This window comes from Micromonospora zhanjiangensis (assembly GCF_042650605.1).
Lineage (GTDB): Bacteria > Actinomycetota > Actinomycetes > Mycobacteriales > Micromonosporaceae > Micromonospora_J > Micromonospora_J zhanjiangensis.
In genome coordinates, this window is record NZ_JBHSBN010000016.1 from 71,719 (window position 1) to 84,013 (window position 12,295).

The 12,295-nt window shown below is 73.2% G+C and carries 12 protein-coding genes; 6 read left to right on the forward strand and 6 right to left on the reverse strand.

The genetic code is table 11. The features are described from left to right. The first annotated feature begins 47 nt into the window (after positions 1–47). On the forward strand, positions 48–1,115 hold the full coding sequence (locus tag ACFOX0_RS21605) for a phage baseplate protein (RefSeq protein WP_377548898.1): 1,068 nt from the start codon (positions 48–50) through the stop codon (positions 1,113–1,115). On the opposite strand, the gene ACFOX0_RS21610 is transcribed toward ACFOX0_RS21605, so the two are convergent. Beyond that, positions 1,094–2,416, reverse strand: a complete 1,323-nt coding sequence (locus ACFOX0_RS21610; RefSeq protein WP_377548901.1) for a lipopolysaccharide biosynthesis protein — start codon at positions 2,414–2,416, stop codon at positions 1,094–1,096. The two genes, ACFOX0_RS21605 and ACFOX0_RS21610, sit on opposite strands and share 22 nt — an antisense overlap. Further along, the gene (locus tag ACFOX0_RS21615; protein ID WP_377548903.1) at positions 2,410–3,489 is read right to left on the reverse strand and encodes a hypothetical protein; all 1,080 of its coding nucleotides are present in this window, start codon (positions 3,487–3,489) and stop codon (positions 2,410–2,412) included. The genes ACFOX0_RS21610 and ACFOX0_RS21615 overlap by 7 nt, the downstream gene beginning before the upstream one ends. A 180-nt stretch (positions 3,490–3,669) precedes the next feature. Between ACFOX0_RS21615 and ACFOX0_RS21620 the strand changes: the two genes are divergently transcribed. From ACFOX0_RS21620 to ACFOX0_RS21630, 3 genes are all read left to right on the forward strand, one after another. Continuing rightward, positions 3,670–3,876: a hypothetical protein gene (locus ACFOX0_RS21620; protein ID WP_377549098.1), complete on the forward strand. Its 207-nt coding sequence runs from the start codon at positions 3,670–3,672 to the stop codon at positions 3,874–3,876. 207 nt (positions 3,877–4,083) lie between these two features. Continuing rightward, entirely contained in the window at positions 4,084–5,172 is a 1,089-nt protein-coding gene (locus tag ACFOX0_RS21625) for a hypothetical protein (protein WP_377548906.1), read from the forward strand. A gap of 72 nt (positions 5,173–5,244) precedes the next feature. Further along, positions 5,245–6,165, forward strand: a complete 921-nt coding sequence (locus ACFOX0_RS21630; protein WP_377548909.1) for an aminoglycoside phosphotransferase family protein — start codon at positions 5,245–5,247, stop codon at positions 6,163–6,165. A 49-nt stretch (positions 6,166–6,214) separates the two neighbouring features. Here ACFOX0_RS21630 and ACFOX0_RS21635 read toward each other — a convergent pair whose 3' ends face one another. The 4 genes from ACFOX0_RS21635 to ACFOX0_RS21650 are packed head-to-tail and all read right to left on the reverse strand — an operon-like array spanning position 6,215 to position 10,654. Beyond that, positions 6,215–7,591 (reverse strand): hypothetical protein, encoded by a 1,377-nt coding sequence (locus ACFOX0_RS21635; RefSeq protein WP_377548911.1) that lies wholly within the window; start codon positions 7,589–7,591, stop codon positions 6,215–6,217. Continuing rightward, positions 7,588–8,613 carry an NAD-dependent epimerase/dehydratase family protein gene (locus tag ACFOX0_RS21640; protein ID WP_377548913.1) on the reverse strand — a complete coding sequence of 342 codons (1,026 nt, stop codon included), beginning with the start codon at positions 8,611–8,613 and terminating at the stop codon, positions 7,588–7,590. Before ACFOX0_RS21640 ends, ACFOX0_RS21635 begins: the two co-directional genes overlap by 4 nt. Before the next feature lie 8 nt (positions 8,614–8,621). Continuing rightward, positions 8,622–9,440 (reverse strand): glycosyltransferase family 2 protein, encoded by an 819-nt coding sequence (locus ACFOX0_RS21645; protein ID WP_377548916.1) that lies wholly within the window; start codon positions 9,438–9,440, stop codon positions 8,622–8,624. Then, positions 9,437–10,654: a nucleotide sugar dehydrogenase gene (locus tag ACFOX0_RS21650; RefSeq protein WP_377548918.1), complete on the reverse strand. Its 1,218-nt coding sequence runs from the start codon at positions 10,652–10,654 to the stop codon at positions 9,437–9,439. The genes ACFOX0_RS21645 and ACFOX0_RS21650 overlap by 4 nt, the downstream gene beginning before the upstream one ends. 82 nt (positions 10,655–10,736) lie before the next feature. On the opposite strand from ACFOX0_RS21650, the gene ACFOX0_RS21655 reads away from it, so the two are divergent. Both ACFOX0_RS21655 and ACFOX0_RS21660 read left to right on the forward strand, forming a co-directional pair. Next, positions 10,737–11,426 (forward strand): class I SAM-dependent methyltransferase, encoded by a 690-nt coding sequence (locus tag ACFOX0_RS21655; protein ID WP_377548920.1) that lies wholly within the window; start codon positions 10,737–10,739, stop codon positions 11,424–11,426. An 80-nt stretch (positions 11,427–11,506) separates the two neighbouring features. Next, positions 11,507–12,259 carry an alpha/beta fold hydrolase gene (locus tag ACFOX0_RS21660; protein ID WP_377548923.1) on the forward strand — a complete coding sequence of 251 codons (753 nt, stop codon included), beginning with the start codon at positions 11,507–11,509 and terminating at the stop codon, positions 12,257–12,259. Positions 12,260–12,295 lie beyond the last annotated feature (36 nt).

The following is a 12,295-nucleotide window of genomic DNA, read 5'->3' on the forward strand; positions in this document are numbered from 1 at the left end:
CCGGCGCGTGACACCAGGAAATTCCCGACCCGAAGGAGGAACGGACGATGCAGGACCGACAGGGAATGAGTCGTCGACGGCTGATCCGGACAGCCGGTCTCGGCGGCGCGATCGGACTGGGCGCGATCTGGGCCGGCGGTGCGGCGCTCGCCGCGTCCACCGCCCCGGCGCCGGCCCGGCCGTCCGGCGGGATCGATCCGGCGACCCGGTTCGACCTCGCCGCCCCGGGCACCGCCTTGTTCGAGGGCCGCCCGCTGCACGACGCGACGGTCATCCAGTCGCTGGCCTTCGACAACGTCAACAAGCACGTGTACACCGTGCAGCTGATGGCCGGCGGCCGGCAACTGCCCGGGGAGAGCGCCCCGGTCAGCGGCGCGACCCGCGGCTACCGCGGTGACCTGTGCCTGACCCGGCTCGACCTGGCCGGCAACGAACTCGGCCACATGTACCTCACCGGCTTCGGACACGGCGTACAGATCGGCGCCGAACCGGTCGGCTCGTCGGCGTTCCTGTGGACCGAGGTGGACGCGGTGGCCGACGACGGCACCAACGGCTGGGGAACGCAACTGGCCCGGTTCCGGTTCGTCGACGGCGCGGTGCGCACACCGGACTCCCCCGAGGTGCGTCGGCTCCGTCCGGTCGCCGGCTCGGACCGTACGACGTGCGGCATCGACCCGGCCACCGGTCGGTTGGTGATGCGCTACCGGATCGACGGCGCGTTCCGCTTCGGCCTCTACGACCTGTCCGACGTGCGACGCAACCGGTTCGTCCCGCTCGCCGACGTGGCCCAGCCAACGCTCAGCTACTCCTTCCAGGGCTACACGTCGTACGGCGGTCACCTGTACCTGTTGGAGGGAACGTCGTACGGCAGCGGCGGCTCCCAGCCGCCGACCGGGAACACCTATCTGACGTGTGTGGACTGGAGAACCGGGGCGGTGGTCGACCGGCGACTCGTCACCGACGCTGCCGGGCTGCCGTTCCGGGAGCCGGAGGGCCTGGCGATCCAGCTGCCCGACCCGGCTCGGCCCGATCGGGCACGGCTGTGCTTCGGCTTCGCCTCCGGCGTCGTCGGGGCGCGGACGGCGACCGTCTACTACAAGGACGTCCTTTCCTGACCGGTTTCCGGCGACGCCGGCGTGCCCGCCGGAACGGTTCGGTTCCCGACCTCCGGCGGGCGCAGCAGGAGCACGGCCACCCCGAACGCCAGCGTGGTCATCAGCGCGCCCTGGGCGAGCAGGCTGGCCAGTGCGGCACCGTCGGCACCCCACGACCCGGCCAGGGCCCACACCCCGCACAGGTACGCCAGGACGGCCGTCATGGTCGCCCGCCCCACCAGCCGGTCGTAGCCGCGGGCCTGCAGCAACGCGACGAGCGGCTGGTTGACCAGCACCACGGCCGCCGAGGCGGAGAGCAGGGCGAGCACCGGCGCGGCGTCCCGGTAGCCCTCGCCGAGCAGGACCGGCACCAACCTGCCCGCCCCGGCGGCGAGCAACGCGCAGACGGCGACGCCCACCCCGATGAGCCAGAGCGACCCCCGGGTACGGCGGACCGCCTCCCGGGCCGACCCGGCCGCCGCGATGACCGGGGCGGCCGCCGCGCCGTACGACTGGGACAACAACTGGACCGGCTGCGTCCAGCGGCTCACCGCTCCGTACATGCCGGCGTGGGCGCTGCCGCCGGCGATCCCGAGCACGACCGTGTCCAACGCGCCGAGGTTGACGGCGAGGGTGAAGGTTCCGTACCCGCCGACGGCCGACCAGGGGTTGACCGGTCGCCAGGACGCCAGGAACTCCCGTCCCCCGCCGGACAGCGCGACGCCGACACCGCCACCCAGCACCGCACCGGTCACCAGGGCGCACCAGAAGGCGACCAGGGAGCCCGCGGACCCGGCCGTCGTGACGGCCACGAAGACGGCCAACGCGGCCGACCGTTCCACCAGCAGGACCGTCCCGACGCGACCGGTCTGGCACGCCGCCCGGTTCGGCACGACCGCCCCGACGGACAGCATCCGGCTGAGCGCCACCACCGCCGCGCCGGCGACCAGATCCGCCCGCCAGCACACCGCTGCCACGACGGTCGACGCACCGGCGAGGAGCACGCCGACGATCAGCTTGGTGCGCAGGCCGTCCCAGTAGTCCCCGGTGCGCATCCGGCCGGCGGCCAGTTCCCGCAATGAGTAGGCGGTGAACCCGAGGTCGAGGACGCCCGCCAGGAAGGTGCCCAGGCCGATCGCCTTGACGGTCTCACCGAACGCCGCGGGCGCCGAGCCACGGGCCGCGCCGGCGAGCAGGACGGCGTAGAGCACCTGCGAGATCGCGGTCGACGCGGCCAGGGACAGTGCCTGTCCGGTCAGCGACCGCCGCCCGGCGAGCGTGGGCGGGATCCGCCGCCCGGCCAGCAGCCGGCCGGTCAGCACAGGAAGGAATCGGCGAAGTCACGAGGATCGGCGCCCGGGACCGGAGCCGGTGCCGGCAGGCTGACCGCGCGGCGCATGAGTTCTTCCAGGGTGGACTGCTCCAACGGGCCGGTGAGGTCGATGCCGGCGTTCCGCGCCCACATCCGCAGGTGTTCCGATCCCACCACCACCGCCCGCCGTCCGGCGAGGGCGGCCTTGGCCATCGACGAGTTGGGGGTCGAGGTGCAGTACGCGACCACCACGCAGTCCGCGGCCTGGATCGCGCGGTTGAGTTCGTGGTCGCTGTGCAGCCGGTCGCTGAGCACGATCGGGACGTCCATCCGGTCGGCCCGTCGCAACAACGGCGCGATCTCGTCCCGGACCGGGCCGCCGATCTGACCGCAGACGAACAGTCCCACCTTGCTGTCGGCCAGGCTCAGCACGGAACGGACGACCATCGGAAGGTTCTTCCGCCGCGACATGGCGCCGACGACCACGAAGAGGTAGCGGTCCGGCGGCAGTCCGAACTCCTGCCGCAGGTCCGACGGGTCGAGCTGCCCGGCGTCGAACACGACCGGGTCGGCGACGTTCTCACCCGATCCGGACCCGGCTACCCGCTGGTCCGCCAGGCAGAGCACCCGGACCCGCGGAAACCGCCGGGCCCGGGCGATCGACCACCGTTTCACGGCCATCTTGAGCCGCTGCGCCGGTCGCGGGTCGTCGGACCAGCGGGGATCCTGCACCACCAGTACCCGCAGCTCGGCTCCGTGGCGCCACCCGGTGACCCCGAGCCGGATGGCGAAGCGGTCCCCGTCCGGCACGAGGACCCGGTCGCAGCGGGTGCGGACGGCCAACCGGCGCACCAGGGCCGGCGTGAGGAGGGCATCCGGAATCCGTTCGGCAACGCACCGGTCGGCGACGTCGCCCAGATGCAGACCGAACTCCGGTGCGTCGAACCCGTGCCGCGGCATCGCGAGGACCGGCGTTCCGGACCGGGCGAGCACCCCGTCGACCAGCAACCGGACGTAGACCAGCCGGTGCCCGTCAGGCCCCTGGTTGACGATCAGAACCCGCTCGCCCATCATGCGGCTCAACGACGGATCCGACGCGAGGACGTGGCCACCGGCCGCGAGGACGTGGCCACCGGCCGCGGGGGAGCGGCCACGTTTCAGAACGAAGCCGCGTTGGGTATCAACACCGAGTCACCGACTGCCGAGAGTCGACCGTCGGTGGTCGGCCATCCCGCCGACACTTCCACCACCAGGGAGACGACCATGCGCATCGGATCGGTAGGCGCCGCCCTTCTGGTCATCTGGCTGATCATCGGCGCGATCGCCGCGGGACAGCGCGGTTACTACAACCGGGACAACGACAGCTGCGCGTCGGCGGGCACCACCATCGTGACCATCGTCGCCGGACCGCTGAACTACGTCGGCGTCAACCCGAAGGTCAAGTGCGCCGTTCCGCAACCGTCGCAGTAGTTCCGCATCCGCCGTCCGTGTTGTTCGTCCGGCCCGTTCCCGTCGCTCGCGGAACGGGCCGACGCATGTCCGGGCCACGTCCGCGCCGGTCGCCGACCGGCTTCCCCGGTACGGCCGCGGTCGTGGCCCTGACCGAGGCGTGCGACGCCGATGTGGAAAGCTGCCCCGAGACTTCTTCACACCCCCGTACTCGAGAAGGTGGTCGCCGTGACGAACGTGCTGTACCTGTTGCTGGGTCTGTTGGTCGGAGCGGGCGCCGGCTGGATACTTCGCGGCCGGTCCCAGGGCGGGTCGGACGCGCGACCGGCGCCCCCGCACCAGGCGGCTCCGGCCACGCCGGCCGCCCCGGACGACGGGACCGCCCCGGTCGGGACCCCGGCGGACGAGACCGTCCGGCTGGACACCCCGGCGGAGGAGACCGTCCGGCTGGACACCCGGCCCACCGACGCCGACGCGACCGTGCCGGTCAGCACGCCGGTCGCGCCGGTGGACACGCACGCCGGTGCGGCCGCGCCGGTGAGTGACGCGCCCACCGGCGCGGTCATCGACGAGCCGCGTCCCGACGCGGTCGAGGACCCGGCTCCGCCGGCCGGCGGTCCGGACCCGACGGACGCGACGGACGCGGCCGACCTGGAGCCGCACCCGTTGACCGGCGACGAGCCGTCGACCGAGCCGGTCCCGCCGGTCACCCCGGCGCCGTCCGACGAGTCGGCCCGGCCCGTCGAGCCGGTCGGCGTCGCGTCCGGCGACAGCACGGCCGATGACGGCGCGACCGGCGGTACCGACACGCAGATCCTGCCCGTCCCGGTCGCCGAGCCGACCGAGCCCGAGCCGACCGAGCCCGCCGCGACCGAGCCCGCCCCGGCCGGGCCGGGCCCGGAACGCGTCGCGCCGGCCGACGCCGGTACCGACCCGACCGCGGCCACCGAGCCGACGGAGCCGGCCGGTACCGCCACCGCGACGACCGAGGCGACCACGGAAGCCGGCACCACCACGTCGACCGGCCCGGCGACGGTGCCGGCGCAGGCCGGGCCCGCGGACGGCCCGGACGACAACTTCCGTCGGATCGGTGGCATCGGGCCGAAGATCGAGGTGGCGTTGCGGACCGCCGGTTTCCGGACCTACCGGCAGCTGGCCGAGGCCACCGAGCCGGAGCTGCGGGCCGCGATCCGGGCGGCCAACCTGCGCTCGGCCCCCGGCCTGGCCAACTGGGCCGAGCAGGCCCGGTCGCTGGCCGAGGGCGGCGCGACCGGCCCGGCGACGACGACCGGCGGGAACCAGCCGGTCGGTTCCTGAGGCGTGGCCCGGCGCGACGACCTCGTCGCGCCGGGCCCGGTCGCGCGCACCCCTTTCCCGTACGGTCGGCGGGTGATCAGCGACGCGTTGGCCCGCAACGTCCGGGCGAACTGGGGTGCCGACGGCGATCGGTGGCTCGCGCGGCTGCCGACCATCCTGCGCGACCTGGCCCGGGACTGGGACCTCACCGTCGGCCCGCCGTACGAGCTGTCGTACCACTATGTCGCCGCGGTGACCCGCGGCGACGGTTCCCCGGCGGTGCTCAAGCTGGGCGTACCGACCGGCCCGTCACTGGCCGAGGAGGCGCCGGCGCTCGCCGCGTTCGACGGCCGGGGCGCGGTCCGGCTGCTCCGGGCGGACCTCGGTCGCGGCGCGCTGCTGCTGGAACGCGTGACGCCCGGCTGGCGGGCCCGGGACCTGGTGCCCCGACGCGACGCCGACGCCACCTCGGCCGCGGTCGGCGTACTGCGGCGCCTGCACCGGACACCACCGCCGGGCTGTCCGCTGCCCGACGCGGCCGACCAGGTCCGGGCCTTCGACGCGTACGCGGCACGGTACGGCGACGCCGGTCCACTCCCGCTCGACCTCGTGGTCCGGGCCGGCGGACTGATGCGGGAACTCCGCGCGTCGGCCGACCGCCGGGTCCTGCTGCACGGCGATCTGCACCACGACAACATCCTGCGCGCGACGCGCGAGCCGTGGCTGGCCATCGATCCGCACGGTCTCGTCGGCGACCCGGGGTACGACACCGGGGCGCTGTTGTTCAATCCCGACCCGGACAACCGCGACGAGGCGTTGACCCGCCTCGTCCCGGCCCGGGTGGAGCAGCTCGCGGACCAGACGGGCCTGCCGCCCGACCGGGTGCTCGGGTGGGGGTTCGTCAAGGCGGTGCTGTCCGACGTGTGGACGGCCGAGGACCGGTCACCCGGCGGGTCGTCCCCGGTCAGCCGGGCGCTGGACGTCGCCCGGCTGTTGCTCCCCCGGCTGCCCTGAGTTCCCTCCGCCGGACCGGCCGGTCACCGTGCCCGCCGGGACCGGACGGTCACCGTGCCGGTCGGGCCGCGCCGCGACGCAGGTAGGGACAGGGCAGGACGGCGACCTGTCCCGGCGGCACGGGCACCCGCACCACGGCGTCCGGGGGCAGTCCCGCGCAGACGGCCCGGGCCTCGGCCAGGGTGGTGTGCCAGGGCGGACCGTCCGCCCGGGCGTTGTGCGTGCGGAGGTTGACCGCGCACACCACGGTCAGCAGCCCCACCAACGCGTACATGGGAACGGACTTCCACCGCCCGGGCCGGTCGTCGCGCGCCGGTCGCACCAGGGCCGCGAGCGCGGCGAGCGTCATGAGCGCGGGCGCCACGGCGTACCGGACGATGCTCTGCCCGCCGCCGATCAGGCTTTCGACGTACAGGGCGAGGGCTCCGCCGGCCAACACCGCCGCGAGCGGCCAGTCGGGCCGGCTGAGTCGCCGCAGCGCGACCACGACGACGGCGGCCACGACCAGCCAGCCGAGCATGGCGACCGGCAGGTAGCCCGCGTCGATCCGGCCGGACACCAGCCGTTCGCCCAGGACCGCCTGCGGCACCGGTCGCAGCACGAACTCCAGCAACGCCCACACCGGATCCGGGCGGGGCGGGGCGAAGGCGGGGCCGCGCTGGTTGACGCCCAACGCCATGGTGCCGAACTGGAGGCCGAGGCCGACCACCAGCACCCCGGCGAGCAGGGCGCTGTGCCGGTCGCGGCGGACGTACCACCGCGCCACGGCCAGTGGCACGAAGACCAGGGCGAGCAGGTCACTCAGGACGGTCAGCACCACGACGGCGGTCGCGACCAGCCGACCGGTCCGGCTGGCCGGCACCCAGACGAACATCCACAGGCTGGTGTACAGCAGGGGCCAGTGCAGGTAGGAGATCGAGTTGGGTACCTCCGCCATGCCCACCGGCACCACGACCATCGGCACCGAGACGAGCAGGCGCAACGGCACCTCGGTCAGGTGGCTCCGGCAGGCGGTGAAGACGACGAGCGCCAGCACCGAGGTGACCACCGCCGCCTCGACGGCCGCCACGGCGGCCGCCCGGTCGGCGGGAAACCACACCATGACCTCGGCGAGCAGTCTCGGGACGGTGTTGAAGTATCCCCCGTACGGGGTGGCCAGCGCGTCGAGCGTCGAACGGGCGGCGGCGTCGGCGAGGAAGACCCGGCCGTCCTCGGCCCAGAGCGTGTCCAGCGCCCCGGCACCGGCCTGCCGCAGCAGGCTGAGCACCGTACCGCCGCCGACCGCCAGCACCGCGAGCAACCAGCGCGTCCAGGGGACGGGTCGTCCCGGGTCGACGAGCCACAACCGGTCGGCGGCGCCGCGCAGGTCGAACTGGCGGACCCGGACGGTCCGCCGCCCGGGTCGTACGGCGGTGCCGCCGCTCACAGTCGTCCCTCGCGGACCGCGCGGGTGACCCACGGGATCACCTCGTCCAGCATCCCGTCGAGGGCGGTGGTGGCCTCGAAGCCCAGCAGATCGCGGGCCTTGGTGACGTCCGGCACCCGTTTCTGCACGTCATGGTCGTAGGGGTCATCGCAGACCAGGCGCAGCGGCGATCCCGGACCTTTGATCTTGCGCCAGATCACCTCGGCCAACTCGCGGACCGTGGTCGACCGGGCGGTGGATAGGTTGAAGTCCTCGTTGTGGGCCGCCTCGTGCTCCATCGCCGTCGCGATGCCGCGCGCCAGGTCGCCGCCGTACGTGTAGTGGCGCACCTGGTGGCCGTCGCCCAGGATGTGCAGCGGGTCCTGGCCCTTGACCACCTTCTGCACGAGGTCGGGCACGACGTGCGACATGGCCAGCTTCACGTTGCCGGAGAGCACCTCGACCTCACCGAGGGCACGCCCCTCGCCGACGCCCACGCAGTTGAACGGGCGCACGATCGTGTACGGCAGCCGGTACTGCTCCCAGGCCGCCCAGGCGTAGTACTCCACCGCCAGCTTCTGGAAGCCGTACGAGGAGATCGGCGGCGGCACGAGGCGCTCGTCGCCCTCCTTCGACGGCCACCGGTCGGTGGACTCGAACACCATGGACGAGGAGAGGTAGGTGACCTTTCGCAGCCGCCCGTCGCGGTGCGCGCGGATCGCCGCGTCACAGGAGGCCGCCATGATCCGCTCGTTGGTGGCGAGCAGGTCGTAGGGGTAGGCGTGGAAGTAGGAGATGCCGCCGATCATGGCGGCACCGGCGACCAGGTGGTCGCAGTCGGTCAGCAGGTCGGTCAACAGGTCGACGTCCCGGGCGTCGCCGGCCACCAATCGGTAGCGCGGATGGCAGTCGTACGACCGGGCGACCGGGCCGTACTTGGAGAAGTTGTCCAGCCCGGTCACCTCGTGGCCACGCGCCAGCAACTCCTGCACCAGGTAACCACCGATGAACCCGGCCGAGCCGGTGACCAGCACTCTTCCCACAGCGATTCCTAACGTGACGAGGTGTGCCCGAGTAGTTCGGCGTCCTCGGCGGGCGCCGGTGACCGGGGGCCCGACACCGGTCCGGTGTCCGCCCGGCGGCGTCGCCGCGTGGCCAGCGCCTCGGCGGTCAACGGTCGCCCGAACGCGAACAGGTACCAGCGCAGGTAGCCGGGCAGGAAGCGGCCCAGGTCGAAGCGGGACTCGCCCAACCGGCGGTCCAGCCAGATCGTCGGCAACTCGGCCACCGGCAGGCGCAACCGGGTCGCCTTGGCGGTCAGCTCCAGTCCGATCTCGAACCCGGTCCGCGCCTCGATGCCCACCGCGCGGACGAACTCCGCCGAATAGGCCTTGAAGTTGTTCGTGGCGTCGCGGGTGCCGGCCCCGGCCAGCCGGTAGAGGCTGCGACCGGCGCACCGGGACAGCATCCGCTTGAGCCGGGGCCCGCCGACCTGCTGACCGCCCGGCATGTAGCGGGACGCCGCGGCCACCACCACGCCCCGTTCCACCAGGCGGGTCAGGTCGTCGATCTGGCGCGTGTCGTCCGACCCGTCGGCCATGGTGACCGCGACCACCGGCGCCACCGCGGCGTCGATCCCGAACCGGATCGCCTGCGCCGGCCCCGGGCCGTGGGTGTTCAGCACCGTACGCACCCGCGCGTCCCGCGCGGCGACCTGGTCCGCGTACGGCACCGTGGTGTCCTGCGGCCGGTCGTACACCACCAGGATCTCCGCCGGGAGCGTGACGTCCCGCAGGATCCGGTCCAGGCAACCGACGATGGCCGCGCCCTCGTCGCAGACCGGGATCACCACCGAGACCTGCGGCCTCATACCCGTACGCCCCGTCCGGTCAGTCCCCAGATGTCGATCAGCGGCCGGTCGGTGACCAGGTCGGCGTACTCCCGGTGCGGCGCGCCGATGATCAGCAGGTCGCACTCGGCGAGCACCCGGTCGAGGTCGACCAGCCGCTCGTCCCGGACGTACCGGTCGGTGCAGAGCACCTGGGCCGCCTTCGGCAGCAGGAGCTTGCGCAGCTTGTACGCCAGGCTCTCCCGCGGGTCGTCGCTGCCGCCCTTGAAGGCCGTGCCGAGGATCCCCACCCGGGACGCGGCGAGGTCGAACCGGGCCTCCAACCGGGACACCAGATACGCCGGCAGCCCTTCATTGATCATCATCGCGGCGTGCCCCAGCACGAAGTTGTTCCGGTGGAAGGCCGCCAGTTGCATGGTGTCCTTGAACAGGCACGGCCCCGCGGCGAAGCCGGGCATCGGCATGTCGGCCGCCCGCGGATAACCGTGGGTGATCGCGTTCCGGATCCGCGCAAAATCGAGTCCGAAATCGTTGACCATCATCCAGAACTGGTTGACGGTCGCGAACTTCACGTACCGCCAGGTGTTCGTGAACAACTTCGCCAGTTCCGCCTCCTCCGGCTCCAGCACCACGATCTCGTCGGTGAGGTGGCGGAACAGTTTCTCCGCCCGGCCGAGCGCCCGGTCGCTACGGGCGGAGACGATCTGCGGCAGGTCGAACAGCTCGGTCAGCGCCCGTCCCTCGGCGATCCGCTCGGGGCAGAACGCGACGTCGATCTCGACACCGAGCTGCACCAGCAGCTTCTCGGTCGAGGCGGTCACGCCGGGATACAGGGTGCTGCGCAGCACCAGCAACTGCCCGTCCCGCAGGTGCTCGGCGCACCGCTGGATCGCCTGCGGCACCGCCGCCAGGTCCGGGCTCAGGTGCTCGTCCACCGGCGTCCCGACGACGACCACCAGGATCTCGGCGGTACCCACCGCGGCGGCGTCGGTCGAGGCGACCAGCCGTCCCTCGGCGAGCAGGCCGCCGAGCAGGGCGTCGGCGCCGTCCTCCGCGAAGGGCATCACCCCGGCGTTGACCGACGCCACGGCGGCGGTGTTGATGTCGAACAGGGTCACCGACAGGCCCCGCGAGGCCAGGGCCAGTCCCAGCGGGAGGCCCACCCGCCCGCATCCGCCGACGATCACGACGTCCCGGCTGAACGGCGTCGTCTGCTCGCGTTCCGCGATGGTCATCCACCCCTCCGCTCGGTCGACCCCGTATCACTCTAAGTCCTGAAGGAGTGGTTATAACGCTTCTCCACACTATTATTCCTGGATGGATGTTATAGGCCAGTATGAGCAATTCTCCGATATCGACCTCGCCCGGTTGTACGCCGGCCGGTTCAGCCCGGCCGAACTCGCCACCAAGCGCCTGCTCTGGGACGCCCTCTGCCGCGGCTTCTTCGACCGGTACGTGGAGGCCGACGACACGGTGCTCGATCTGGCCGCCGGCTCCTGCGAGTTCGTCAACGCCTGCCGCGCCCGGCACAAGATCGCGGTCGACCTGAACCCCGACACGGCGGGCTTCGCCCGGGACGCCCGGGTCGTCCTCGCCCCGAGCGACGACATGCCCGAGGTCGGGTCGAACTCCGTCGACACGGTGTTCACCTCGAACTTCTTCGAGCACCTGCCCGACAAGAAGGCGCTGCTGCGCACCCTCGCCGAGTGCCGGCGGGTGCTGCGGCCGGGCGGCCGGCTGCTGGTCCTCATGCCCAATCTGCGCTACGTCGGCGGGCGGTACTGGGACTACTTCGACCACCACCTGCCGCTGACCCACCTGAGCCTGGTCGAGGGACTCCGACTGGGCGGCTTCGAACCGCACGAGGTCATCCCCCGCTTCCTGCCGTACACGGTGAAGGGCGCGCCGGTCCGGATCCGCCCCTGGCAGGTCCGGCTCTACCTCCGGCTGCGACCGGCCTGGCGGCTGTTCGGCGGGCAGATGTTCGTCGCGGCCCGCCGCCGGTAGGACCGGCACCGGGCGAAGGACCCGGGCATCGACGAACTTGACCGTCGCGCGGAGGGCCGGGCCGGTGGGACACTGCTGGCATGACCGGCGACGTGCGGCTCCGCGGCGGTGGAAGCGGCCAGCGGTTGCTGTTGTTGTTGCACGGCCTCGGGGCGACCGGCGAGGTGTGGAACCCGTCCCGGCCGCTGCTGACGCACGGCTGGCCCGGTCGCTGGCTGGCCGTCGACCTGCCCGGGCACGGCGGGTCGGAGCCGCTGCCGGAGTACTCCTGCCTGACGCTCGCCGAGCGGATCGCCAAGACGCTCCCGGTCGACGACCGGATGGTCGTCCTCGGCCACTCGCTCGGCGGCGCGGTCGGGCTGGCCCTGGCCGGGCGGCGGTTCGACCTGCCGGTGGCGGCGGTCGTCGCGCTCGGCGTCAAGGTGGCCTGGACGGCCGAGGAGTTGGCCCGGGCCGAGGCGCTCGCCCGGCGACCGGTCGCCCGGTACGCCACCCGCGCCGAGGCCGCGTCCCGCTACCTGCGGGTGTCCGGGCTGACCGGCCTGGTCGACGGGGACGACCCGATCGTCGACGCCGGACTGCGCGAGGAGGACGAGGGCTGGCGGTTGGCGATGGACCCGGCGGCCTTCGCCGTCGGAGCCCCCGACCTGCCGGCGCTGCTGGCCGACTGCGCCGCCCAGGTGCTGCTGGCCCGGGGCGAGCGGGACCCGATGGTCACCGACGCCCAGCTCGCCGGGTTGGGCGCGCCGGCGACCACGCTGGCCGACCTCGGCCACAACGCGCATGTCGAGGACCCGGCCGCCGTGCTGCGGCTGCTGCACCCGTACCGCTGACCACGTCCGCCGGCCGGTGACCGGGCCGGTCCGGGG